Source organism: Microbacterium sp. 18062 (assembly GCF_902706225.1).
GTDB lineage: Bacteria > Actinomycetota > Actinomycetes > Actinomycetales > Microbacteriaceae > Microbacterium.
The window spans coordinates 1-25,129 of sequence record NZ_CACSKB010000044.1; the positions used below are offsets into that span (position 1 = coordinate 1).

At 71.3% G+C, this 25,129-nt stretch carries 21 protein-coding genes; 11 read left to right on the forward strand and 10 right to left on the reverse strand.

Annotated features, from left to right (window positions below):
- Nucleotides 1-74: 74 nt before the first annotated feature.
- The gene (locus tag GVL03_RS14695; protein WP_159501756.1) at nt 75-959 is read left to right on the forward strand and encodes an ABC transporter ATP-binding protein; all 885 of its coding nucleotides are present in this window, start codon (nt 75-77) and stop codon (nt 957-959) included.
- On the forward strand, nt 956-2,083 hold the full coding sequence (locus GVL03_RS14700) for an ABC transporter permease (RefSeq protein ID WP_159501757.1): 1,128 nt from the start codon (nt 956-958) through the stop codon (nt 2,081-2,083). Before GVL03_RS14695 ends, GVL03_RS14700 begins: the two co-directional genes overlap by 4 nt.
- 81 nt (nt 2,084-2,164) lie before the next feature.
- Here GVL03_RS14700 and GVL03_RS14705 read toward each other — a convergent pair whose 3' ends face one another.
- Complete coding sequence (locus GVL03_RS14705) at nt 2,165-3,958, reverse strand: glycoside hydrolase family 15 protein (protein ID WP_159501758.1); 1,794 nt, start codon at nt 3,956-3,958, stop codon at nt 2,165-2,167.
- A 65-nt stretch (nt 3,959-4,023) separates the two neighbouring features.
- On the opposite strand from GVL03_RS14705, the gene GVL03_RS14710 reads away from it, so the two are divergent.
- Nucleotides 4,024-5,391, forward strand: a complete 1,368-nt coding sequence (locus GVL03_RS14710) for a glucose-6-phosphate dehydrogenase (RefSeq protein ID WP_159501759.1) — start codon at nt 4,024-4,026, stop codon at nt 5,389-5,391.
- A 13-nt stretch (nt 5,392-5,404) separates the two neighbouring features.
- Here GVL03_RS14710 and GVL03_RS14715 read toward each other — a convergent pair whose 3' ends face one another.
- Together GVL03_RS14715 and rraA are read right to left on the reverse strand one after the other, a co-directional pair.
- Nucleotides 5,405-5,788, reverse strand: coding sequence for a VOC family protein (locus GVL03_RS14715; RefSeq protein ID WP_200847190.1), 384 nt, complete (start codon nt 5,786-5,788; stop codon nt 5,405-5,407).
- Nucleotides 5,789-5,874: 86 nt separating this feature from the next.
- The gene (rraA, locus tag GVL03_RS14720) at nt 5,875-6,342 is read right to left on the reverse strand and encodes a ribonuclease E activity regulator RraA (protein WP_159501761.1); all 468 of its coding nucleotides are present in this window, start codon (nt 6,340-6,342) and stop codon (nt 5,875-5,877) included.
- Between the two features lie 169 nt (nt 6,343-6,511).
- Between rraA and GVL03_RS14725 the strand changes: the two genes are divergently transcribed.
- From GVL03_RS14725 to GVL03_RS14740, 4 genes are all read left to right on the forward strand, one after another.
- Nucleotides 6,512-7,096 (forward strand): nitroreductase family protein, encoded by a 585-nt coding sequence (locus tag GVL03_RS14725; RefSeq protein ID WP_200847189.1) that lies wholly within the window; start codon nt 6,512-6,514, stop codon nt 7,094-7,096.
- 189 nt (nt 7,097-7,285) lie between these two features.
- The gene (locus GVL03_RS14730) at nt 7,286-8,413 is read left to right on the forward strand and encodes a type III polyketide synthase (RefSeq protein WP_306770346.1); all 1,128 of its coding nucleotides are present in this window, start codon (nt 7,286-7,288) and stop codon (nt 8,411-8,413) included.
- On the forward strand, nt 8,410-9,108 hold the full coding sequence (locus tag GVL03_RS14735; RefSeq protein ID WP_159501763.1) for a methyltransferase domain-containing protein: 699 nt from the start codon (nt 8,410-8,412) through the stop codon (nt 9,106-9,108). The genes GVL03_RS14730 and GVL03_RS14735 overlap by 4 nt, the downstream gene beginning before the upstream one ends.
- Nucleotides 9,101-10,237 (forward strand): NAD(P)/FAD-dependent oxidoreductase, encoded by a 1,137-nt coding sequence (locus tag GVL03_RS14740; RefSeq protein ID WP_159501764.1) that lies wholly within the window; start codon nt 9,101-9,103, stop codon nt 10,235-10,237. Before GVL03_RS14735 ends, GVL03_RS14740 begins: the two co-directional genes overlap by 8 nt.
- Nucleotides 10,238-10,412: 175 nt before the next feature.
- Here the strand turns inward: GVL03_RS14740 and GVL03_RS14745 are convergent, their stop codons facing one another.
- From GVL03_RS14745 to GVL03_RS14755, 3 genes are all read right to left on the reverse strand, one after another.
- Entirely contained in the window at nt 10,413-11,267 is an 855-nt protein-coding gene (locus GVL03_RS14745) for a UbiA family prenyltransferase (RefSeq protein WP_159501765.1), read from the reverse strand.
- A gap of 144 nt (nt 11,268-11,411) precedes the next feature.
- A complete protein-coding gene (locus GVL03_RS14750; protein WP_159501766.1) occupies nt 11,412-12,821 on the reverse strand; it encodes an APC family permease in 1,410 nt (469 codons plus the stop codon).
- Nucleotides 12,822-12,921: 100 nt separating this feature from the next.
- Entirely contained in the window at nt 12,922-14,055 is a 1,134-nt protein-coding gene (locus GVL03_RS14755; protein ID WP_159501767.1) for a saccharopine dehydrogenase family protein, read from the reverse strand.
- A gap of 286 nt (nt 14,056-14,341) precedes the next feature.
- On the opposite strand from GVL03_RS14755, the gene GVL03_RS14760 reads away from it, so the two are divergent.
- Nucleotides 14,342-14,968: a TetR/AcrR family transcriptional regulator gene (locus tag GVL03_RS14760; protein WP_159501768.1), complete on the forward strand. Its 627-nt coding sequence runs from the start codon at nt 14,342-14,344 to the stop codon at nt 14,966-14,968.
- A gap of 66 nt (nt 14,969-15,034) precedes the next feature.
- Here the strand turns inward: GVL03_RS14760 and GVL03_RS14765 are convergent, their stop codons facing one another.
- Complete coding sequence (locus GVL03_RS14765; protein WP_159501769.1) at nt 15,035-17,242, reverse strand: ATP-dependent Clp protease ATP-binding subunit; 2,208 nt, start codon at nt 17,240-17,242, stop codon at nt 15,035-15,037.
- Nucleotides 17,243-17,358: 116 nt separating this feature from the next.
- Nucleotides 17,359-18,606: a helix-turn-helix domain-containing protein gene (locus GVL03_RS14770; RefSeq protein WP_159501770.1), complete on the reverse strand. Its 1,248-nt coding sequence runs from the start codon at nt 18,604-18,606 to the stop codon at nt 17,359-17,361.
- Nucleotides 18,607-18,881: 275 nt separating this feature from the next.
- On the opposite strand from GVL03_RS14770, the gene GVL03_RS14775 reads away from it, so the two are divergent.
- Genes GVL03_RS14775 through GVL03_RS14785 form a run of 3 tightly spaced genes read left to right on the forward strand, consistent with a single transcriptional unit; the run spans nt 18,882 to nt 22,305 of the window.
- Nucleotides 18,882-20,327: an aldehyde dehydrogenase family protein gene (locus GVL03_RS14775; protein WP_159501771.1), complete on the forward strand. Its 1,446-nt coding sequence runs from the start codon at nt 18,882-18,884 to the stop codon at nt 20,325-20,327.
- The gene (locus GVL03_RS14780; protein WP_159501772.1) at nt 20,324-20,836 is read left to right on the forward strand and encodes a nuclear transport factor 2 family protein; all 513 of its coding nucleotides are present in this window, start codon (nt 20,324-20,326) and stop codon (nt 20,834-20,836) included. Before GVL03_RS14775 ends, GVL03_RS14780 begins: the two co-directional genes overlap by 4 nt.
- A 29-nt stretch (nt 20,837-20,865) precedes the next feature.
- A complete protein-coding gene (locus tag GVL03_RS14785) occupies nt 20,866-22,305 on the forward strand; it encodes a carotenoid oxygenase family protein (protein WP_159501773.1) in 1,440 nt (479 codons plus the stop codon).
- A gap of 69 nt (nt 22,306-22,374) precedes the next feature.
- Here the strand turns inward: GVL03_RS14785 and GVL03_RS14790 are convergent, their stop codons facing one another.
- Both GVL03_RS14790 and GVL03_RS14795 read right to left on the reverse strand, forming a co-directional pair.
- On the reverse strand, nt 22,375-23,508 hold the full coding sequence (locus GVL03_RS14790; protein ID WP_159501774.1) for an amidohydrolase family protein: 1,134 nt from the start codon (nt 23,506-23,508) through the stop codon (nt 22,375-22,377).
- Nucleotides 23,505-25,055, reverse strand: a complete 1,551-nt coding sequence (locus GVL03_RS14795; RefSeq protein WP_159501775.1) for an aldehyde dehydrogenase — start codon at nt 25,053-25,055, stop codon at nt 23,505-23,507. Before GVL03_RS14795 ends, GVL03_RS14790 begins: the two co-directional genes overlap by 4 nt.
- Between the last annotated feature and the right edge of the window lie 74 nt (nt 25,056-25,129).

A 25,129-nucleotide genomic window follows, 5' to 3' on the forward strand; every position in this document is an offset into this window, starting at 1 on the left:
GGGGGATCCGTCGGGAGGGGGAGGCGCTCGGCATCCATGGCCCGTAGCGTCGGATCACGGACGAAGGAGGAACCATGCTCCACCTCGCAGGAGTGACCAAGAGCTACGGCGATCGCCGAGTGCTCGACGACGTCGGCTTCACGGTCGCAGACGGACGGCTGACCGGCTTCGTCGGCGGCAACGGCGCCGGCAAGACCACGACGATGCGGATCGCGCTCGGCGTGCTGTCCGCGGATGCGGGAACGGTCGAGCTCGACGGCTCGCCCGTGACCTCCGACGACCGGCGCCGGTTCGGCTACATGCCGGAGGAGCGCGGCCTCTACCCGAAGATGAAGGTCGGCGAGCACATCGCGTACCTCGCCCGTCTGCACGGCTACGGCAAGGCCGAGGCGACGGCGAACGCCGAGGCGCTGCTCGAGCGCCTCGGACTGGGCGAGCGCCTCGGCGACACGGTCGAGACCCTCTCGCTCGGCAACCAGCAGCGCGCCCAGATAGCCGCGGCGCTCGTGCACGACCCCGAGGTGCTGATCCTCGACGAGCCCTTCTCCGGACTCGACCCCCTCGCGGTCGAGGTCGTCGCGGGAGTGCTGCAGGAGCGCGCCGCGGCCGGCGCTGCCGTGCTGTTCTCGTCGCATCAGCTCGACGTGGTCGAGCGCCTCTGCGACGACCTCGTCATCATCGCGGGGGGCGCCATCCGCGCCGCCGGCTCCCGCGAGGATCTGCGCGCGACCTACGCCTCGCCCCGCTACGAGATCTTCACCGCCGGCGACCTCGGGTGGCTGCGCGACGAGGCGGGCGTCGAGGTCGTCGAGTTCGCCGGCGGGCACGCCCTCTTCGACGCGGCCGAGCCCGCCGTCGCCCACCGGGTGCTGCAGCGCGCCGTCGCCACCGGTGACGTGGACAGTTTCGCCCCGCAGCATCCGTCGCTCGCCCAGATCTTCCGGGAGGTCATCCGATGAACGCGCACGCCCCCGCCGCCCCCTCGACCGCGCAGAGCGTGTGGCTCGTCGCCGAGCGCGAGATCGGCTCGCGACTGCGCAGCAAGGCCTTCGTCATCTCGACGGCGATCCTGTTCGTCGTGGCCCTCGCCGCCGTCGTCTGGGGCGGGTTCGCCGCCGGCTCCTCGGACGGCATCAAGGTCGCGGTCACCTCCGACACCGCGGCCGCGGTGCAGGGCGTCGACGGCCTGGAGGTGACGGATGCGGACTCCGCGGCATCCGCCCTCGCCCTGGTCGAGGACGGCACGGTGAGCGCCGCGCTGATCCCGAGCGATCAGGTTCCGGATGCCGCGGCTCCCGCATCCGCCGCTTTCGACTACACGATCGTCGTGGACGACGACGTGCCCTCGGGACTCATGCCGCTGCTGAGCCAGTCGCCGCCGGTGCACCTGCTCGACCCGTCGGGGACGGACTTCCTGCTGCGCTACTTCGTGGCGCTCGGGTTCGGCATCGTGTTCCTGGTCGCCGCGTCGACCTTCGGCGGCACGATCGCCCAGTCGGTGGTCGAGGAGAAGCAGACCCGTGTGGTCGAGCTGCTGATCTCCGCCATCCCGGTGCGGGCGCTGCTGGCCGGCAAGGTGATCGGCAACACGATCCTCGCGATGGCGCAGATCCTGGTGCTCGCCGCGATAGCGGTGGTCGGGTTGACCGTGACCGGGCAGGACCTCATCCTCACCGGCCTCGGCGGACCGCTCGTCTGGTTCTCGGTGTTCTTCCTGTTCGGGTTCATCCTGCTGGCGGCGCTGTTCGCGGCGGCGGGGGCCATGGTCTCGCGCCAGGAGGACATCGGATCGACCACGACGCCGCTGACGATGCTCGTGATGCTGCCGTACTTCCTGGTCATCTTCTTCAACGACAACACGCTCGTGATGACGATCATGTCGTACGTGCCGTTCTCCGCCCCGGTCGCGATGCCGCTGCGGCTGTACCTCGGCGAGGCGCTCTGGTGGGAGCCGCTCGTCTCGCTCGTGGCGCTCGTCGCCACCTGCGTCGCCGCCATCCTCGTCGGTGCGCGCATCTACTCCGGCTCTCTCCTGCGGATGGGCGCCCGCGTGAAGCTCGTCGAGGCACTCTCCCGCAACTGAACCCGCGCCCGCGCTCGAGCCGGGCTCGGGCCTGAGCCGGGCTCGGGACCGCGAGACTGCACCGCCGCGCGGCGCAACGGGTCAGCGCCGGTGGGCGGCGCGGCCGGGGTGGCCGCTCAGGGCGTCGGCGGCGCGCACGAGCGCGAGATGCGAGAACGCCTGCGGGATGTTCCCGACCTGACGGGCGTTCTCCACGTCGTACTCCTCCGACAGCAGCCCCACGTCGTTGCGCGCGCGGCAGACGCGCTCCATCAGCGCCGCCGCATCCGCCTCCCGCCCCGAGGAGGCATACTGCTCGACCAGCCAGAACGTGCAGGCGAGGAACGGATGCTCCGCCCCGGCGAGGCCGTCGATGCCCGACTCGGTGCGATACCGCTCGACGAGACCGGTGGACATCAGCACGCGCTCGATCTCGGCGACGGTCGCCAGCATCCGCGGGTCGTCGGGCGCGCAGAACCCGACCTGCGGCAGCGTGAGGAGCGATGCGTCGACCTCCCGCGACCCGTAGCACTGCGTGAAGTAGCCGCCCGCGGGGTCGACGCCGCGGGCGGCGATCTCGTTGCGGAGGCGGTCGCGCAGCTCTCGCCAGCGGTCCGCCGGGCCCTCGAGACCGTGCTCCTCGACGGCACGCACACCGCGGTCGAAGGCCGCCCACATCATCGCGCGCGACTGCGTGAAGTGGCGCGGCTCGCCGCGGATCTCCCAGATGCCGTTGTCGGGCCGGTCCAGGTTCGCCTCGACGTTGCCGAGCAGCGCGCGCTGCAGCGCCCAGGAGAACTGCTCGTCCGCGAGTCCCGCCATCCGGGTCGCCTCGAGCGCGACCATGACCTCGCCCACGACATCGGCCTGGTACTGGTCGACGGCGCCGTTGCCGACGCGCACGGGCGCCGAGCCCCGGTAGCCGGGCAGACTCGCCAGCTCCCGCTCGCCGAGGTCGCGCTCCCCCGCGACCCCGTACATGATCTGCATCTGCGCCGGGTCGCCGGCGATCGCCCGCAGCAGCCAGAGCCGCCAGTGCTCGGCGACCCCGAGGAAGCCGTGGTCGACGAGCGCCTCGAGGGTCAGCGCCGCGTCCCTCAGCCACACGTAGCGGTAGTCCCAGTTGCGCGAGCCGCCGAACTGCTCGGGCAGCGACGTCGTCACCGCGGCGACGACCCCGCCGGTCTCCTCGTGAGAGAGCGCCCGCAGCACGAGCAGGGAGCGCACGACCTCGTCGCGGTGGGAGCCGTCGTGGTCGATGCCGGCGGCCCAGTCCGTCCACCAGGCGCGGGTCTCGGCGAGCGCGGTGTCGACGTCGAGCGGGTCGGGCGTGGGGGCGTATGCCGGGAACCAGGTCGCGACAAGGTCGGCGTGCTCGCCCGCGCGCACCGTCACCCGGCCCCGGTGCGCGCGGCCGTGCGGTTCGAAGCGCACGCCCCGGACAACGAGCGCATCGGGCCCCGCGGTCGCGTGCAGCATGGGCGCGTCCGCATCGCCGACCTGCCGCATCCACGGAAGAGCGCGCGCATAGTCGAACCGCACGCGCAGGTGGGTGGTGAACTCCACGCTCCCCGAGATCCCGACGATGCGTCGCACGAGGTCGACCCGTCCGCCGTCCATCGGGAGGAGGTCGTGCACCTCGGCGACACCGGCCTCGGACTCCCAGCGGGTGACGAGCACGAACGTGTCGCCGTCGTACCGCCGGGTCGCGCGCGCGGCCGGGTCGTGCGGGCGCAGGTGCCAGCGTCCCTGCTCGGCGTCGCCGAGGAGCGCACCGAAGACGGATGCGGAATCGAACCGCGGTGCGCAGAACCAGTCGATGCTGCCGTCCCGTGCCACGAGGGCGGCGGTACGGCAGTTGCTGAGGAGGGCGTAGTCCTCGATCGGAGCGCTCATCACCCGATCATGCCCTGCCGTCAACCCGCCCGGATCCCCGGCGGCGGAACATTAGCGTGGCTCACGTGACGGACGACACCACCCTCGTGATCTTCGGAGCCACCGGCGACCTCACCTCCCGGCTGCTCCTGCCCGCCCTCGCCCAGCTGCTCCAGCACGAGCCCGAACGGTCGATGCACCTGATCGGCACCGCACGCAGCGAGGTGTCGGAGGCCTCCTGGCGCGCGCAGGTGCGCAAGGCCTTCGGCGACGACCGGTCGGATGCGGCATCCGCCGTCGCGAGGTCGACCGTGTTCCGCCGGGCCGACCCGACGAAGGCGGCCGATCTGAAGCGGCTGCTCGGCGAGATCGAGGGCCGCCCTGTGCTGTACTTCGCGGTGCCTCCGCAGGCGGCGCAGCAGGCCTGCGAGCAGCTGGTGCCCGGCGATCTGCCCGAGGGCACCGTCCTCGCGCTCGAGAAGCCGTTCGGCTCGGACGAGGCCGGCGCCCACCGCCTCAACGAGGCGCTGCGCCGACTCGTGCCGGAGAACCGGATCTTCCGGGTCGATCACTTCCTGGGCCGCTCGACCGTGCTGAACGTTCTCGGCATCCGCTTCGCGAACCGGCTGTTCGAGCCGGTCTGGTCGGCCGAGCACGTCGAGTCCGTCGTCATCCGCTTCGACGAGTCGCTGGGCCTCGAGGACCGCGCGGGCTACTACGACCGCGCCGGCGCGCTCGTCGACATGATCCAGAGCCACCTGCTGCAGGTCATGGCGGTGGTGGCGATGGAGCCGCCGGCGAGCCTCGACGAGGCCGACCTGCGCGCGGCGACGACCGCCGTGCTGCGCGCCACCGCGATCTGGGACGACAACGCCGTGCGCTCGTCGCGCCGCGCCCGGTACACGGCGGGCGAGGCCGGCGGCGTCCAACTGCCGGCGTACACGGCCGAGCCGGGCGTCGAGCCGGAGCGGCAGACCGAGACCCTCGCCGAGACGACGTTCGAGGTGCGCACCGCCCGCTGGGCCGGAGTGCCGTTCACGCTGCGCTCGGGCAAGGCGATCGCCAGCCCGAACGCGGAGATCGTGCTCACCTTCCGCCCGGTGCGGCACCTGCCCGCGGGATTCTCGGGCGACGCCCCCGGGTCCGTGCTGCGGTTCTCGCTCGGCCCCGACGAGATGTCGCTGACACTCAACGTCAACGGCGGCGAGGACCCGTTCGCACTCCAGCGCGAGACGATCCAGGCGACCCTCGGCGAGGGCGCCCTGCGCGCCTACGCCGAGGTGCTCTCCGGCATCCTCGACGGCGACGCCGCCCTCGCCGTGCGCGGGGACGCGGCCGAGCTGTGCTGGCGCATCGTGCAGCCGGTGCGTGACGCATGGCGCCGTGGCGACGTTCCGCTCGAGGAGTACGCCGCCGGGTCGGAGGGCCCCGGCACCTGGCCCGCGCTGCCCTGATCCCGCCCCGGGCTCAGGGCTGCAGCACCGAGAGGACGTTGCCCGCCGGGTCGCGGAACCACGCGATGTCGGGCCCCCGGTCGCCGCCGCGCACGATGCCGCGCTCGTCGGAGGGGAACTCCTCGTCGGAGTAGATCTTGGTCTCGACGCCCCGCGCACGTAGGTCCTCGACCGCGGAGTCGACGTCGTCGACGGGGAAGTTCAGGATCGTGAACCCCGCCGGCGCGTGCCCCGGTGTCTCATAGACGAGGACGTGCGCCCCCGAGCCGAGCACGAGCTCGAGGAATCCCCTCTCGTTCTCGTGCACCTCGAGTCCGAGGGTCTCCCGGTAGAACGCGCGCGCCGTCGCGGTGTCGTCGACGCTGAAGCCGCTGTAAGCCGCGAGCGGTGTGAACACGGTGATCTCCTCCGACAGGGGCGTCCAGGGGAGCCCGGGGATGTCCAGCATCCCGCTCCCGCGCGGCGGCGTCGAGAGGGGCGCGATCAGCGCTCGACGAGCACTCCGTCGGCATCCGCCCACACGTGCTTGCCGGGCGCGAACCGCACCCCCGCGATCTCGACGGGCGCGTCGACCTCGCCGACGCCGTCCTTCGCGCTCTTGCGGGGGTTCGTCCCGAGCGCCTTCACCCCGAGCGGCAGCTCGCCGATCGCGACCCGGTCGCGCACCGCGCCGTGCACGATGATGCCCGCCCAGCCGTTCTCCACGGCGGACGCGGCGATGAGATCGCCCACGAGCGCCGAGGCGAGCGAGCCGCCCCCGTCGATCACGAGGACCGCGCCGCGCCCGGGGGTCGCGAGCGCCTGTTTGACGAGGGCGTTGTCCCGGTGGCATCGCACGGTGCGGATCGGGCCGTCGAACGCGATGCGCCCACCGATGTCGTGCAGCTGCAGTGCGAGCGAGTCCAGCTCGTCCCCGCGTTCGTCGTAGAGGTCTGCCGTCGCGATCGCCATGCGTCCACGCTACGGCGCCCCGGCCCGGCGGACCCGGGCGCCCGGCGATGAAGAAGCGGCCGAATTCTCCCGAGCGGAAGACATGCGGGAACAGCGCGGCCGCGCGTACGGTTGGAGGGAACGGGCCGAGGGTGTCCCGCCGAACCGTCGACACCCCGAAGGCACGATCATGACCCCCATCTCCTCCCGCACCGCCGTCACCGAGCAGCCCGTCCTCGACGTGTTCGCCGAGCGCTGGAGCACCCGCATCTTCGACCCGGCCGCTCCGCTCGACGAGCCCGCATTCGCGAGCGCCCTCGAGGCGGCGCGCTGGGCGCCGTCGGCGAGCAACACCCAGCCCTGGCGTGCGATCGTCGCCCGCCGCGGCACCGCCGAGCACCGCGCCGTGCTCGATGCGCTCATGGGCTTCAACCAGGTGTGGGCGGATGCCGCATCCGCCCTCGTCGTCTTCGTCGCCGAGACCGCGCGCGAGGACGGCGAGCCCCTGACCTGGGCGGTCTACGACACCGGGCAGGCCGCCGCGTACTTCACGATCCAGGCGCACGCCGGCGGGCTGGTGACGCACCAGATGGGCGGATTCCACCGCGACCAGGTCGCCGCCGCCTTCGACATCGAGGCGCGCTTCGACCCGATCTCGGTCGTGGCGGTGGGGCTCCTCGGCGACCCGGCCGGCGCGACCGAGGCGATCCGCGAGCGCGAGTCCCTGCCCCGCACCCGGCGTCCGATCGCGGAGACCCTGCTCGTCGACGCCTGAAGCGAAAGCCTCCCCGGAGTGGGGAGACTTCGCTTCCTTCGTCGGTCGTCAGCGACCCCGGCCGCTGACCCGAAAGCCCTCACGCTCGGTCCCCGAGCGTGGAGCGCAAGCTCCGAGACGAAGGGGCGCGTCGTCAGGGCGTGGGGAGGCCGACCCGAAGGACGTCACACCTTAGGGGCCGGGGTACGAGTGCACCAGCCCGCACCGGCCGGGCGCCGGCAGGCGTATCGTGACGCAATGACCCCGAGCATCGTGGCGATCGGCACGGCCGTGCCGCACACCCGCCTCGCGCAGCACGACGTGCGAGAGCTCTTCGCGTCCCAGCCCGGCGTCGATCGCCTCACCCGGCGGCTGATCCACGCGGCGTTCGACGCCGCCGACATCGACCACCGGTACTCCGTGCTGAGCGGATTGCAGGGCGACCCCGGCGAGGGCCTGGCCGTCCGCCAGCACGACGGCGAGCTGCTCTCCCCGACGACCGGGCAGCGCAACGCCGAGTACCGCAGGCTGGCCCCCGCCTTGTTCGCCGAGGCGGCCCGGCGGGCGCTGTCGGATGCGGCGATGGAAGCCGCATCGGTCACGCACCTCGTCACGGTCTCGTGCACCGGCCTGTTCGCCCCCGGTCCCGACGTGCGGCTCGTGCGCGACCTGGGCCTCGACCCCGCCGTGGAGCGGTACCACCACGGATTCGTGGGCTGCGCCGCGGCCGTTCCCGCCATCCGTGTCGCCCACCGCATCGCGACCGCGCAGCCCGACGCCGTGGTGCTGATCGTCTGTGCCGAGCTGTGCTCGCTGCACATCCGCGCGTCCTCGGACCCGGAGCAGATCGTCGCCGCCTCGGTGTTCGGCGACGGCGCGGCCGCCGCGGTGGTGACCTCCGCATCCGGCGCGGGTCCCCGGCTCGAGCTCGAGACGTTCGCCACGTCCCTCACCGCCGACGGCGAGGAGGACATGGCGTGGACGATCGGGGATCACGGCTTCGAGATGCGACTGTCCGCCGAGGTGCCGCGCATCGTCGGCCGGGAGGTGCGGGCGGCGGTGTCCGACCTCCGGGACACGCAGGCGTGGGCGGTGCATCCCGGCGGGCGCAGCATCCTGGATCGCGTGGCCGCGGGACTCGACCTGACGGATGCGCAGATATCCCCCTCGCGGCGCGTGCTGCGCGACTACGGCAACATGTCGAGCGCCACCATCCTGTTCATCCTCCGCGATCTGCTGCACGACGCGGCTCTGGGCGAGGCGAGCATCGGCGCGCTCGCGTTCGGCCCCGGGCTGACGGTCGAGTCCGCGCGACTGCGGCGGCGCGTGGGCGCATGATGCTCGGCACCCGCGACCGCCAGGTGCGCGAGCTCATGGACGATCCGGACTGCGACCCCGCGCGGCTCGCGGCGACCCTGCACCGCTTCGACACCGTGAACCGCCTGATCTCGGGCTGGGGGCGGGTCTACCGTCGCGTCGTGCGCCCGTTCCTGCGGAGTCTCGGACGACCCGCACGCGTGCTCGATCTCGGATGCGGCGGCGGCGACGTGATCGCCCGTCTCGCCAGGCTCGCCGCGGACGACGGCCTCCGCGCCGAATGGCTCGGGGTGGACCCCGATCCGCGCGCCCTCCCCGTCGCCCGCCGGAGGTCCGGCGCCGGGCTCGGCTTCCGCTGCGTCGACTCCACCGCGCTGCGGGGCGAGGGCGAGCGCTTCGACCTGGTGCTGTCGAACCATGTGCTCCACCACCTCTCGGACGATGAGCTGCTCCGCTTCGCCGAGGACTCGCTCGCCCTCTCGTCGGGGCTCGTGCTGCACGCTGACATCGCGCGCAGCCGCACGGCATACGCGCTGTACGCCGTCGGGATCACCCCGCTCGCACCCGGGACGTTCCTGCGCACGGACGGCCTGCGCTCGATCCGCCGGAGCTACCGCGCGGACGAGCTCGCCGACGCCCTGTCGCCTGCGGGCGCGTGGACCGTGCGCCGGCCCGCCCCGTTCCGCCTGCTCGCCGTGGGGCGCGGCCGTGCCTGAGGTCGTCGTGGTGGGGGCGGGCCCGGTCGGGCTGCTGCTCGGACGCGAGCTGCATCGCCGCGGGGTCGACACCGAGATCCTGGAGCGGCGGGGCGACCCCGGCGGCGGCTCGCGCGCGATCGGGGTGCACGCGCCGGTGCTGGCGGCGCTGGAGGCCTCCGGGATCACGGAGCGGCTCCTCGCGAGCGCCGTGCGGGTGCGGCGCGGCGAGGCCCGGTCGGGGTCGCGGCTGCTCGGCAGCGTGCGCTTCGACCGGCTCCGCATCCGGTTCCCGTTCGTCGCGACCCTGCCGCAGTCCGCGACCGAGGCGGCGCTGACCGGCGACGGCCCGATCGTGCGCCGCGGCACCGCCGTCACCGGCGTGCGGCGCGACGGCGATCGGATGCGGGTGCTCTCGCGCGGCGCGGACGGCGAGCGGGAGACGCCCGCCCGGATCGTCGTGGTGGCCTCCGGATCGGCGGGACGGGAGCTCGCCTACCGGCCGGGCGCGGTGCGAGTGCGCTCGTACGCGGACCGGTATCTCATGGCCGACACGGCGGTCGCTGTCGACGACCCGACCGCGATCGTGCGGCTGGAGCGCGGCGGGGTGCTGGAGTCGTTCCCGCTGCCGGGGGCGCGGCGACGGTACGTCGCGTGGGACGCGCACCCCGACGACGACCGCACCGGGGCGCGGCTCGACCGGCTGCGGCGGGTGCTCTCGGGCGCCGGGGAGGGGGATGCGGCGTCACGGCTGGTGTCCGCATCCGGGTTCCGCGTGCGCCGGGTCGTCGTCGCCCGGATGCGGCGCGGCGCGCTGGTCGTCGTCGGCGACGCCGCGCACGAGGTCAGCCCGATCGGCGGCCAGGGCATGAACCTCGGGCTGCTCGATGCGGCGACCCTCGCGCCGCTGCTGGCCGCGTGGGTGCGCGCGGGCGCACCGCCCGAGCAGGCGCTCGCGCGGTGGGAGCGGCGCCGGGTCGCCTCCGCCCGCACGGCCGCGGCGCTCGCGTCGATGAACACGGCGCTGGGGCGACCCCTGGGCCCGCGTGCGGATGCGGCGCGGCGCGCGGCGCTCCGGGCCGTGCTCGCACCCCCGACCGGGATGCTGTTCGCCCACGCCTACGCGATGGGCCTCGACCGCGACGCCTGATCCTCCCCGCCGGGGTCACGAGCGGCAGGACCTCTGGACTGATGGGCCGCGGGTCCTCTGGTGCCGCGAGACTGCAGCGGGGCGCCGAGACCGTGGGGTTGCCCCGCTGTCTCGGCGCCCCCGTGCAGTCTCGCGGGTCAAAGGGGCGGAGGTCGCGGCCCAGAGGGGCCGAGGGTCAGGCGGCGAGGGCGCCGCCGGTGGCGACGAGCTGTGCGGCCAGCAGCAGCGCCGACAGCATGACCAGGCGAAACACCATCCGTCCGGGCGCGCCCCGCAGCGCGAGCACCGCGGAGACCGCCGCGACGACCACGACCGCCGCGAAGAACGCCCACGACAGCGGCGACACCGCGGCGATCCGCAGTTGCGGCGGGCCGAGCAGCACGGCGACCGCTCCGGCGGCGACGCCGACCGCGGCCACGACAGCGGCCGACCGACCGCCGAGGCGATGGGGCAGGCCCCGGATGCCGGTGCGTCGGTCGTCCTCGAGATCCGGCAGCACGTTCGTGAGGTGCACGGCGGCACCGAGCGTCGCGCCGGCAACCCACGCCCAGGCCGCGGCGACGCGCGCGTCGGCCGCGGCGAGGGTCGCGAGCGAGGGGAAGAGCCCGAAGCTCAGGAGGAACGGGACGATCGAGAACACCGTCGCCTTGAGGCCCGCGTTGTACGTCCACGCCGAGGCGAGGGTCACCGCGTGGGCGGCCAGCATCCCGATCCCGAGCGGCGCCGAGAGCGCGAGGGCGAGCGCGAGGCAGACGGCCGCGGCGATCCAGGCGACGCGCACCGACACATCGCCGCGGGCGATCGGCTTGTCGCTGCGCCCCACCGCGCGATCGCGCTCGACGTCGAGCGCGTCGTTCGAGATGCCCACCGACAGCTGCCCGAGGAGCACCGCGACCGTCAGCAGCGCCAGTCGCCACGGCTCGAGCCCCGCGGCGACGCCGAGCGCCAGGGCGAGGGCCGTGACCACGCACGTCGGACCCGGATGCGACGACCGCCACAGCCCGCGCGCGACGGCCGGGGGCGAGGACATGCTCCGACGTTACGCGGTCGGACCCGCCTGCATCCCGCCCTTGACCCGGGCACCCGCGCGCCGGGCATTCCCGGCCGACACTGCGGCGGCACCGCGGTGCGCGAGCGAATCCGACGCATCATGCGCCACGCTCCGCAGCGGTCTTCAGATCTTCTCGACGACGACCTTCTCGTCATCCGCAGGCGTCAACGTGCGGCCCTTCCCGAGGATCCAACCGACCCCGGCGATGACGACGAACAGCATCGGAGACCACGTGGCGATCAACGACGTCGCCCCCGAGAGATCCGCGTAGTAGGACAGGATGATCACCAGCGACGCGAGCATCGCCACACCGGCGACCATCGGCGACAGGACCGTGGTCCAGACCCTGCGATCCCGACGGCGGCGGAAATGCACGAAGATCGCGACGACACAGGCGACCTGGACGACGATCACGCCGACGGCACCGAGCACTCCCAACAACGCGGCGACATCCGCATACGGGTCCAGGCCGAAGAGCGCACACGCACCCAGCACGAGTGCGCTGAAGATCATGAGAGCAGCACCGGCGTTCGCGGGCGATCGGTATTTCGCGTGCACACGTCCGAGTGGGTTGGTCCCGAATGTGCTGGCGACGTTGAACACGTACTGAGACGACGTGTTGAACACGGCGATGATCGTCGCGAAGACGCTGACCAGCATGATCACCCTGAGCGTGACCCCCGCCCATGCTCCGACGTTGTCGTTGGCCACATCGAACATGAGCAGGCCGGCGTTCGGCCCCTGCGTCATCGCCACGACCGCTTCGGCGCCGACGCCGGCGATTCCCGACCACGCCGAGAGCGCGTAGACGAGGCCGATGAGGGTCACCGCGAGCAAGGTGGCGCGCCCGATCGTGCGATCCGGGTTCTTGACATGGTCGCGGAAGACAGCGGTGACCTCGAACCCGATGAACGAGAGGAAGACCAGCGCGAGCGCGAAGCCAGGAGCCCCCGAGAACACCTCAGCGGGCGAGAACGACTCGAGGGGATAGGACGCGGGTCCTCGCACGATCAGCACCCCGATGTTCAAGACGAGCAGGATGAACAGCTCGGAGAGAAGGATCGACGCGGTGACCACGGCGCTCTCTCTGGTCCCGCGTCTGCTCAGCAGCCAGACCAGGAGCAGACAGAGCAGGCTCAGAGCCAGCCAGTGGACGTCGATACCCAGCTCCAGCAGCGTGTTGTGCAGGTAGTACCCGAACTGCGCGACCACGTAGATGGTCAAGATCGCATAGGCGCCGAGTGCGACGCCTCCCGCTGCCATCCCGGCGCGCTCGCCGAGGCCGGCTCCGATATAGGCGAAGAACGCGCCACGCGTACGCACAGAGCGTGACATCGCCGCGAAGCCCACACTGAAGGTGGCCAGGATGACCGCCACCAGGATGAACATTCCTGGTGCTCCGATGCCGTTCCCGTATCCGATGACGAGTGGAACGATTCCGACGACCACGCCGACAGGGGCCGCCATCGCGAGCACCATGAGGGCCAGCGTGACGGTGCCGATGAGTTTCGGGCTCTTGGACTGTGCGGACATGGACTCTCTCCTGGAACTCAGACGGATGCGATCGGACGAACGGATGTCGAGACGATGTGACAGCGCGCAGGCAGAGGCGGCTGCGACGCTCTGGAGCGGCTCATTGCTCGGCCGCTGCGCGCACCACGTAGATGTCGCCCTCACCGGGCGGACAGTACGCCGCCAGGCGGCCGAGGATGAGGGCCGGGTCCATCGCTTCCTCGGGAGCGCTGACGCCCACACGCTGCACTTCTCCGCGTGCGATCGACTGCATGCCCAGGGCGGCCGGAGTCGCCGTGATCGCGGGCATCCCCCCTTCGGGCCGACGCACCATGTAGCCGACCACTGCGGTGCGTGTCCCCTCCCTCAGACCGCTCGCGTGCGCGAACGGTGACGGCGTCTGCCGGGTCAGGGCCGCCGCAGCAGCACCGGCGACGACCTCGCCCAGCGCCAGAGCCGCGTCGCCGCGACTCATGCGACCGGCGTCGACGGACGTCATCAGCGCGCCGATCGCTTCCATGGTCGCCTCGCTTCCCACGGCGATGTTCGCGCAGGACAGCAGGTTCGGGAACACCCGGGGAAGAGTGATCGGCTCTGGGTGCCCGACCCCCCAACCCGGGATTCGCCCGTAGCCGGGAAAAGTGATCTCGGTGCGCCGCAGCGGGCGCACATTCTTCAGCTCGCCATCGTCGAGCAATCGGATCTCTCCGGTCAGCTGATGGACGAGGTGCATCAACGCGGCAGACGGCCGACCGCCCACCGCACCGTCGGAGACCGCTTCGATGTTCCAACCGGTCAGAATGCGATCGACCGTATCGAGCGCCGCCGCGCACAGCACCGCGAGGAGGTTCGTCAGGCCCGGGCTGGCGCCCATGCCGATAACGGCGCTGATCCCGGCATCTGCCGCGCGCTCATGCAGCTCGAAAGCCTCGAGAGTGGGCTCCCAGTCATCGTCGATGTCCACGTAGTGACAGCGCCGAGCGATGGATGCCGACAGGATCCTGCTGCCGAATCGAGCAAACGGACCGAGCGCATTGAGCACGCCCCAGGCGCCGTCGAGGAGGTCCGCGAAGTCGTCCACGTCGGCGTCGAACCGCTGTGCTCTGACGTGGCCGGGCAGTGCCGCTGCGATGCGCTGCGCGCCTTCCGCATCCCGATCGGCCACCACGATCTCACGGAACTCGCTCATGCCCGCGAGCACGGCAACCGCAGCGGCGCCCATCGCGCCCGCGCCGCCGACGACGACAACCTTCATCCGTCTCTCCTCTTCGTTCCTGCCCGAAGCGACACCCGCCTCGGGGGAGGCGGGTCCTCATCGGTTGTCGTCCAGTTTGTATGACGGACGTCCGATATAAATTTCTGACGCATTACGTCTCCGTTAAGCCCGCGCCTCGCGGACGTCCGCGCCTCCCTCTCGTCAGCCGCCGAGTCCGGAGTCCGATAAAATTGGAACGAGCTGTCTCGGCCCAGCGTCACGCCATCGCACAGCGACGGAGCCACCACAGTTCGCCGCACCGCGGCAGACGTGAAGGAGGTTCTCCGTGCCGAAGGTCGTCGACCACGAGCAGCGTCGCCGGGAGTTGGCTCAGGCCGCGATGCGCGTCATCCATCGCGTCGGCATCGAGAAGACCACGATCCGCGAGATCGCACGCGAATCGGGGTACTCGAGCGGTGTGCTGGCGCACTACTTCGCGAACAAGAACGAGATCCTCGTGACGGCCCATCGGGCGGTTTTCACAGAGGCGCGCCGACGCATCCAGGAGAGATCCGAGAGGATCAGAACCGCCGACGATCTTCGCGAAGCGCTTCTCCAGTCCCTGCCGATCGACGACCAGCGCACGATGGAGGCCTTCGTAGACGTGGCTTTCTGGGCCCAGGCGATCCTCGACGCCGAGCTTCGCGAAGTGCGCACCGCCAGCTACCGCGCATCCATCGACAACTGGGAGAAGCGGATCGGCGAGGCGCGCGAACACGGGGTGGTGAACGCACGATCGACCGATCGTGAACTCGCCGTCGAGGCGATGGCGCTCATCGACGGCGTCAGCGTCGAGGCGCTTCTCCACCCCGACGAGATGACCCGCCCGACACAGGAGGCGCTCGTGGACAGGTTCCTGGCGCGTCTCGAGGCGTCCCCCTCCGGTTCGGAGGACCCGCCGATTCCCCCGTGAGTCAGGCCGCCGGAGCGACCGGGCACACGGTCACGGGCCACCGCCCGATCGGGGCCGAAGCCACGGTCAGTCCTCGATCAGCTCCGCCTCGATCACATCGTCATCGTCATCGGGCCCCTCGGCGGCGGTCGGTCCCGCGCTCGTGAGAGCCAGCTGCGAGCCGTCCACCGCGACGTCGACGCGCACGGTGTCGCCGTCGTGCACCCCGCCGGAGAGGATCGCCATGGCGAGGCGGTCCTGGATCTCGGACTGGATGAGGCGACGCAGCGGCCGCGCGCCGAACATCGGGTCGTAGCCACGCTCGGCGAGCCAGGCGCGCGCGTCGGGGGTGACCGCGAGGACGAGGCGGCGATCCTTCAGCCGGCGTTGCAGCGCATCGACCGAGAGCTCCACGATCTGGGCGAGGTCGTCCTCGGTGAGCGCCTGGAAGATGACGATGTCGTCGAGCCGGTTCACGAACTCGGGACGGAACGCCTGCCGCACGAGCGCCTGCACCTGCTCGCGCTTCTGCTCGATCGACAGGGTGGGGTCGATGAGCACCGGCGAGCCGAGGTTCGAGGTGAGGACGAGGATGACGTTCGTGAAATCCACCGTCCGGCCCTGGCCGTCGGTGAGCCGGCCGTCGTCCATCACCTGGAGCAGCACGTCGAACACCTCGGGGTGCGCCTTCTCGACCTCGTCCAGCAGCACGACCGAGTACGGACGCCGACGCACGGCCTCGGTCAGCTGACCGCCCTGCTCGTACCCGACGTACCCCGGAGGGGCGCCGACGAGCCGGGCCACCGAGTGCTTCTCGCCGTACTCCGACATGTCGATGCGCACCATCGCGCGCTCGTCGTCGAAGAGGAACTCGGCGAGCGCCTTCGCGAGCTCGGTCTTGCCGACACCGGTCGGGCCGAGGAAGAGGAACGATCCCGTCGGACGGTTCGGGTCGCTGATGCCCGCGCGCGAACGGCGCACGGCGTCGGCGACGGCCTTCACCGCCTCCTTCTGACCGATCAGGCGCTTGCCGAGCTCGGACTCGAGATGCACGAGCTTCTCGGTCTCACCCTGCAGCAGGCGCCCCACCGGGATGCCGGTCCACGCCGCGATCACGGAGGCGATGTCCTCGTCGGCGACCTGGTCGTTCACCATCCGCTCGCCGCTCGACTCCGCCTGCTCGGCCACGACCACCTCGCGCTCGAGCGCGGGGATCTCGGCGTACAGCAGCCGCGACGCCTTCTCGAGGTTCCCCTCGCGCTGGGCGCGCTCCGCCTCGACGCGCGCCGCGTCCAGACGGGTCTTCAGGTCGCCGACGCGGTTGAGCGAGGCGCGCTCGTGCTCCCACCTCGCCTGCAGCTCGCCGAGGCGGGTCTGCTCGGCGGCGAGGTCGGTGCGCAGCTTCGCCAGCCGCTCCTTCGACGCCGGATCCTTCTCCTTCTTGAGCGCGAGCTCCTCGAGCTTCAGCCGATCGACGTGGCGGCGCAGCTCGTCGATCTCGAGCGGCGCCGAGTCGATCTCCATGCGGAGGCGCGATGCGGCCTCGTCGATCAGGTCGATGGCCTTGTCGGGCAGCTGCCGCGACGGGATGTAGCGGTTGGACAGGGCGGCGGCGGCGACCAGCGCACCGTCGGCGATGGTGACCTTGTGGTGCGCCTCGTACCGTTCCTTGAGCCCGCGCAGGATCGCGATCGTGTCCTCCACGGAGGGCTCGCCGACGTACACCTGCTGGAAGCGGCGTTCGAGCGCCGCATCCTTCTCGATGAACTCACGGTACTCGTCGAGGGTGGTCGCGCCGATCAGGCGCAGCTCGCCGCGGGCGAGCATGGGCTTGAGCATGTTGGATGCGGCGACGGAGCCCTCGCCGCCGCCCGCCCCCATGAGCACGTGCAACTCGTCGATGAAGGTGATCACGCGCCCGTCCGACTCGGTGATCTCCTTGAGCACGCTCTTCAGCCGCTCCTCGAACTGCCCGCGGTACATCGCCCCGGCCACGAGCGCCGAGATGTCGAGGGAGACGAGCTCCTTGTTCTTGAGCGACTCCGCGACGTCGCCCGCGACGATGCGCTGGGCGAGCCCCTCCACGACGGCGGTCTTGCCGACGCCGGGCTCGCCGATGAGGACGGGATTGTTCTTGGTGCGGCGGGTGAGCACCTGACTGACCCGCCGGATCTCGCTGTCGCGGCCGATGACCGGATCGAGCTTGCCCTGGCGGGCACGCTCGGTGAGGTTGATGCCGAACTGCTCGAGGGCGCTCTGCGCTTCCTCCTGCCCCGGCTGCTGAGTGGCGTTCATTCGTTCTCCTGAAATCTATGCGACCCAAAGTTGAGTCGTTGTGACTCAACTCTAGCAAAAGGGCGTCCGCGGCGCGAGGGCTGCGTCGGATTTCTCGCGGAGAGAAGGAAGCGGGATCAGCTGGTCTCGTCGAGGAGATCGGGCACGAGGTCGAGCAGCTGCAGCGCCAGCAGGATCTGCGAGGCACGGTCGCTCACGCCTCGGCCCAGCAGGTCGTTCGCCTGCCCGACGCGGTAGGCGATGGTGTTCGGGGCGAGGTGAAGGGCCTTCGCGACGGCGAGACGGCTGTTCCCCTCCGCCAGATAGAGACGGACGGTCTCGCGGATCTCGACGACGCGCGGCTCCGCTCCGCTGAGCGCGCCGAGCTCGCGTCGCACGAAACTCGCCGCGGCGGCCCGATCCTCCAGCATCAGCACCAGGTGATCGATGTCCTCCGTGAACAGCAGGCCGCGATCGGTCTGGAGGTCCCGTACCCGCGCGGCGTGGACGGCGGCCGCGTGGCTGTCGCGGAAGCCCTGCACGCCCGCCCCCACGGGCCCGACGACGAGGTTCAGCCACCGGGGACGGGGCAGCGCCGCGATCGATCGGAGATCCAGGTCGCCCCTGCCCTCGAAGTTCCACCAGATGTAGGTGAGCCCCTCGCGTTCGAAGACGAACACGTTCACCGCACCGAGCACGCCGGCGACCTCGGTGGCGAAATCGGCGATCTCGGTCTCGTCGTCGACGATGAACCCGAGCTCCTGAACCCACGCGACGGCCCAGACGTGCCGGCCCGTCCACGTCGCCGGCAGCACCGAGTCCTGGGCCGGCGGCACGGATGCTCCGCCGGCCACGGCGAGGGCGAGCTGGAACTGCTCCTCGCTCCGCCTCCCCCGCCACGCCCGCCGCTCCGCGTCGTAGTGGGCCGCGACACGTCGGACGAAGTCGTTCGCGAAGTCGAAGGCGGAGTCGCTGACGACTCTCATCGCGGAGGCGAACTCCTCGGGCTCGACGAGCTCCCGGATCGCCTCGACCAGGGTGTCCTTCGCGGTGGTGTGCACGCTCCACACCCGATTCATCAAGGTGTCCAGCGGGATCCCGTGGCGCACGTCGGCGCGGATGATGTCCCGCAGCTCCTCGGGAAGGTCTCCGCTGAGCACCGCGGAGCGGCCCAGGTGCATCGAGATCAGGAGCGAGAAGAACGCCCGCTCGGTGGCCTGACGGGCCCGGCCCGTCGACGACGGCGGGAACCCCATCGCCCGCTCCCGCTCGTGCACGCTCGTCGTCGCGTGCTCGCTGGTCTCCACCGCCCATGCGACCGGCTGCAGCCCCAGCTGCTCGACGGCCTCGGCGAGGAGCACGGGGCTGCTCGCGCTGGAGTCCATCAGCCTGTCCCGTGTCCACGGTTGCCCCTGCGGTCGCAGCCGCGCCAGCCATTGCATGCGTCGTCGCACCCCTTCCCGGCCACCTCGCCGTTCGCGCAGTCTATCCGCGGCGGGGAACGGCGCCCCTCGACCACCGCTGTCGCTGGCGCCATGAACGCCGCGCGACTCATGTCGCACACGCCGTGATGCCGCCGGGGGCGAAGTGATTTGCTCGGTGACGTTCGGGCGCCGAGACGGCGTCCGGTCGCTCGCTTCAACGATGAGGAGACTGGCCCATGGCTCATCCCCGCACCCTCGCCGTGCGCAACCCCCGGACGGGCGAGAGCGAGCTGACGCTGACCGTGGCGTCCGCCGACGACGTCGCCCGCAGCGCCGACCGACTCCGCGCCAACCAGCCGCGGTGGGAGGCGCTCGGCCTCGCCGGGCGGATCGAGGTCATGAGGCGCTGGCTCGGGGAGGTCGCGCAGCGCGCCGAGCTGATCGGCGAGCGCGATGCCGCCGACACCGGCGGCGTCTCGACCTCCTGGTCGCAGGGATACATCACGATGGCGAACATCGGCGGGTGGATCGCGGATGCGGAGACGGCGCTCGCACGCGCCGAGGTGCGGCAGCGCTCCGTGCCGATGCCCGACGTCGAGGTGCGCAGCCAGCTCGTGCCGTACGGCCTGGTCGGAGTCATCTCGCCATGGAACGCGCCCATGATGCTCGCACTCCTCGACGCCGTGCCCGCCCTCTTCGCGGGCAGCGCCGTGCTGCTCAAGCCCTCGGAGGTCACCCCGCGGTTCCTGGCACCGCTGTTCGACTCGGTGCGCGCCGTGCCCGAGCTCGCGGAGGTCTTCGACTACGTGCTCGGAGACGGCGCGACGGGGGCGGACCTCATCGCGAACGTCGACATGGTGTGCTTCACCGGCAGCGTGCCCACCGGCCGGAAGGTCGCGCTCGCCTGCGCCGAGCGATTGATCCCCGCCTATCTCGAGCTCGGCGGCAAGGACCCCGCGATCGTCACCGAGACCGCGGACATCGACCGGGCGACGACCGCCGTCCTGCGCGGCGCGGTGTACGCCACCGGGCAGGTCTGCTACTCGATCGAGCGCGTGTACGTGCACGAGTCCATCCACGACGAGTTCGTCGCCGAGCTGCTCCGCAAGGCGGAGAGCGTCACCTTGAACGACCGCGATCCGAAGGAGGGGCACCTCGGCCCGTTCATCTTCGAACGACAGGCGGAGATCGTCCGGTCCCACCTCGACGACGCCACGGCCAAGGGGGCGCGGGTCCTCGCCGGCGGCGTCGTGGAGAACCTCGGCGGCGGCCTCTACATGCGCCCGACGATCCTCGTCGGCGTCGACCACGACATGGCGATCATGCAGGAGGAGACGTTCGGTCCCACCATCCCGGTCATGGCGTTCCGCACGGTCGACGAGGCGGTCTCGCTCGCGAACGACACCGAGTTCGGCCTCACCGCCTCGGTGATCGCGGGGACGGAGGACGAGGCCCTGGCGATCGCCGCGCGCATCCGCGCCGGCTCCGTCTTCATCCAGGACACCTTCCTCACCTTCGGCAAGATGCGCACGATCGGCACGCACTCGTTCGGGCATTCCGGCATCGGGGGCTCCCGCACCGGACCCGACTCGATCATGCGGTTCATCAGACGCAAGGCGCTCATGACCAACCACGGCTCCCCCGCCGACATCCGGAACGACAGATACGGAGTGCAGCAATGACCGCATGGGCGCTCACCGCCGAGGACCGTCTCGAGATCATCGAGCTCTACGCCCGGTACGCATGGGGCATAGACCTCGCCGACGAGGAGCTCGCACTCTCGGTGTTCGCGGACGACGGATGGTTCGACCACCTGTGGCAGGGCCGCGTCCAGGGCCACGACGCCATCCGGGAGAACCTGCGTTCGCTGTGGAACGACCGGCAGCACTGGTGGTACGGGCGCCAGCACCTGATGGACCACTTCATCATGGACCCGCGCGAGGAGCCCGGCGAGGTGGACGTGCGCTGCTTCTTCCAGATCCTGCAGTTCAACGTCGACTACGGCACGAACTTCGTCTTCGGCATCGGCACGCGACAGGACCACGTGGTGCGCCGCGACGGGCGGTGGCTCTTCCAGTCCCTCACGGTGAACGCCTGGACCGCGCTCGACCAGGTGCCCTGGCAGGGCGAGCTGCGCCTGAAGAGCAGACCCCAGTACCAGATGCCGCCCGCCAGCGACGTGCATCGCTGAACCCGCCGACCATCACGAGGAGCGAATCGATGACCGACCACACCCCGGCCGCGCCCTACCGCCAGCCGACGTTCCACCCCATCCCGAGCTTCTACGGGAAGAGCCTGCCCGCCGTGCGGCTGGAGGCGGATCTCTACGACTGCGAGATCGAGGGCGTCGTGCCGCCGGAGCTCAACGGCACCCTCTACCGCCTCGGCGGCGACATGCTCTACCCCACCATCGGCGACGCCGACAACATCATCAACGGCGACGGTCTGATGATGAAGTTCCGCATCGAGGACGGACACGTCGACTTCAGGTCGCGGTACGTGCGCACCCAGCGCTACCTCACCCAGCGTGCCGCGCGCCGCCGGCTGTACAACGAGTACCGGAACCCGTACACGGACGAGCCCGACGCCCCGGAGATCCCCGATCGCGACAACACCGCGAACACGTTCGCGATGTGGTTCGACGACCGCCTGTTCGCCCTGCGCGAGGACTCGCACCCGCACGAGATCGACCCGGAGACGCTCGAGACCCTCGAGGTCTTCGACTTCGGCGGGAAGCTGCGCAGCAGCGCACTGTCGGCGCACACGAAGGTCGACCCGGTGACCGGGGAATGGTGGGCCTTCGGGCTGTTCGCACAGCGCCGCTTCGAGGGCGAGGTCGCCCTGATCGTCGCGGACGCGCACGGCGAGCTCATCCGCGAGGAGCTGTTCGAGGCGCCGTACCCCGGGCTGATGCACGACTTCGCGGTCACGCGTGAGCACGTGATCTTCGACATCCAGCCTCTGACGGTCGATCTCGAGCGCGCCAAGGCGGGCGGCGATTTCTACGCCTACGACCCCGAGCTGCCGTCGATGTGGGGAATCATGCCCCGCTCCGGGACCGTCGCCGACATCCGCTGGTTCCGTGCGCCCGACGTCGTCGTCGGCCACATCATGAACGCCTACACCGAGGGCACCCGGGTCATCGTGGATGCGCCGGTGTCGCCGGGCAACGCGTTCCCGTTCTTCACCGACGTGCACGGACAGCCGACGGACGTCGACGAGAGCTTCGCCCGCATCACCCGCCTGACCTTCGATCTCGCAGGCGAGCACGACGAGCACGACGAGCCGACCGTGGCTCCGGTGCCGGGGGCCGTCGGGGAGATGCCGCGCATCGACGACCGGTTCGCCATGGAGAAGTACCGGTACGGCTTCTTCAAGAGCGCCGAGGGCATCTCCCGCATCGATTGGGAGACCGGCGAGCTGTCGACCTTCCCGATGTTGCCGCCCTCGCTCGCGCACGAGCCCGTCTTCGTGCCCCGCTCAGACGACGCCCCGGAGGGGGACGGGTTCATCGTGACGGTCGTGAACCACTACCACACCAACCGCGGCGAGCTGCTGATCCTCGACGCGCAGGATCTCGCCGCGGGACCCGTCGCCCGGGCCAAGATCCCGTTCGCCCCGCACTTCACCTTCCACGGCAGCTTCGCCCGGAACGTGTAACCGCGCACGGTGAGGGGCGGGGTCGGATACTCCTCCGGTCCCGCCCCTTCGCGACGTGCGGAAGCTCGGTCACCGCGCTTCGTCTCGGAGCTCGGGCTCCTCGCTCAGGGGCGCACCGAAAGTCTCGTCTTCTCGGTCCCTGAGCGAGAAGACGTCCTCCGCGATGGTCTGGAAGAACGCACGGCGCTCCTCCTCCGGATACGGCAGGCACTCGAGCTGCTCCACCTCCGCGCCGACGAACTGGTACGGGTAGTCCATCGCGTACATGACGCGTTCCGCCCCGACCACCTGTCGGGCGAACGTGATCGCCGGCTCCCAGGGCATGCCGCTGGTCGTGAGGAAGACATGCGTACGCAGATACTCGCTCGGACGCTGCTGCAGCGGCTTGATCGCCTCGTAGCGACCCGCCGCCACCTGCTTCGCGTGCATGTGGTCGATCCGGTGCAGCCAGTACGGCAGCCCCTCGCCGAGATGACCGACCACCACGCGCAGACCCGGGATCCGGTCGAACAGCCCGCTCGTGATCATCCGCAGCAGGTGCAGCCCCGTCTCGGCCGCGAAGCCCCACACCGCTCCGTCGAGACCGGCCTCGCGGTACGGCCGGATCGCGTCGTCGGGGAGCGTCTGCGGATGCAGGTAGACGGGCACGCCCAGATCCGCGGTCTTCTCGAGGATCGGGAGGTATCGCGGATCGTCGAGATAGGTGCCCTTGATGTGGGAGTTCGCGATGAGTCCGCGCAGCCCGAGCCGTCCGACGGCCCGGTCGAGCTCGTCGATCGCGCTCGGCGCGTCCTCGAACCCGACGGCGGCGAGCCCCGAGAACCGCGTCGGATGCGCGCGGACGGCCTCGGTGATCCGGTCGTTGGCGAGCTCGGCGAAGGCGCGCGCCCTCGCCACGTCGAGCACCTGCGTGCCCGGTGAGGTCAGCGAGAGCACCTGGTGGTCGATGCCCGTCGCGTCCATGTCGGCGATGCGCTGCTCGCCGAGGTCGGCGAGGCGGTCCACGACGCTGCGCGGCTGGGGGTGGGTCGAGGTCAGGAAGTATCCCATGAGCGACCGGAAGCCGATCTCGACCGGCTCGTCGCGCAGCATCCGGACGTACTCGTCGAGCAGCTCACGCGGCGCGTAGGCCTCCTCCACCGCGATCCTCCGGTACGGTCGCGTCTCCCACCCGGGCGCCCCTCCCTCGCGTCCAGCGCTCATCGCGCCACCTCCTCATCCGTCTCGAGCCACGGGTCCAGCCCCGGCAGCTGCGCTCGCGCATCGTCGAACGCCACGATCGCGTGCTCCTCGGTGCAGTGGTGCAGCGAGTGGATCCCGTGCGTCCGACCCACACCGGACTGCTTCACCCCGCCGAAGGGCACGAGGGGCACGGAGGCTCCCAGCCGATGGGCGTTGACGAAGGTGTTGCCCGCCTCGATGCGCCGCGCGATCCGCTCGGCATGGGCGAGGTCGGCCGACCACACGCTCGACGCGAGGCCGAACTCGGTGCGGTTGGCCTCCGCGACCGCGGCGTCCTCGTCGTCGAACGCTATGACGGGCAGGATCGGCGCGAACTGCTCGTCCAGCACGAGCTCGTGATCGGCGGGGACGTCGGTCACGAGCGTCGGTCGCACGTAGTTGCCCGCCTCCCACTGCGCGGACGGCGAGCGCACGCCGAGCTCCTCCACCCGAGCGCCGGCATCCCGGGCGCTCCGCAGCAGGCGAAGCGCGTTCTCGTAGCCGTCGCGCGTGGTCAGCGGGCCCATCTGCGACGCCGGATCGAGGGGATCCCCGACCACGACGCGCGACAACGCCGCCCTCAGCCCGTCGACGAGCTCGTCGCGCCGGGATATATGCACGTAGACCCGCTTGATGTTGAAGCAGATCTGCCCCGACATCGAGAACGCTCCGGCGACCAGCTCCGCGATCAGCTCGGGGGTGATCGCGGCGTCGGCGAGCACGATCGCCGGGTCGTTGCCGCCGAGCTCGAGCGCGACCTTCTTGATCGTCGCCGCACCGGCGGCCGCGATCGAACGGCCCGTGGCGGTGCTGCCGGTGAACATGACCGCGCGGATGCCGGGGTGCTCGGCGATGCGCTGACCGACGACGGAGCCCCGCCCCTGCACGATGTTCAGCACGCCGGCGGGCAGCCGCTCGGCGAGCGCACGGAGCACGGCGGTCAGCGCGAGCGGCGCCTCGACCGGGGGCTTGACCACCACCGTGCAGCCGGAGGCGAGCGCGGGGGCGATCCCGTTGAACGTCAGGAACACGGGCGTGTTCCACGGCCCGATGACGCCCACCGGCCCGACGGGCACGTGCCGGATGCGCACGGCGGTAGCCTGGCCGGTCCCGGGCTGCCCGGTGCGGTCCTCGCCGTTCGAGAGCTCCTCCACGAGTCCGACGAACCCGCGCAGCAGCGCGAGGGCGCCCGCGACGTCGCCGAACGCCTCGCGGCGGACCTTCCCCACCTCGAGCCCCACCGTGGCGGCCAGCTCGCCGACATCCGCCTCCACGACGTCCGTCGCGTCGAGGATCATCCGGCCGCGCTCGGACGGCCCAAGGTCCCGCCAGGACGGGAACGCCGCCCCGGCGGCCACGACGGCGTCATCGACCATGGCCGCGTCGCCGAGCTGCACGGTCCCGATCCGACCTCCCGTCGCGGGGTCGAGCACCTGTTCGCTCGCGGTGCCCGGCACGGCGAGGCCGTCGATGTAGGAGGTGGCGGCACGCCACTCGGGGCGCACCATCGCGCTCGATCTGTCTGTCACGGGCACAGCATGGCCGTGACAGACCGCCGCGTCACTGTGCGCGGCACGCAGATCCGGCGGGACGAGTGGGCGCG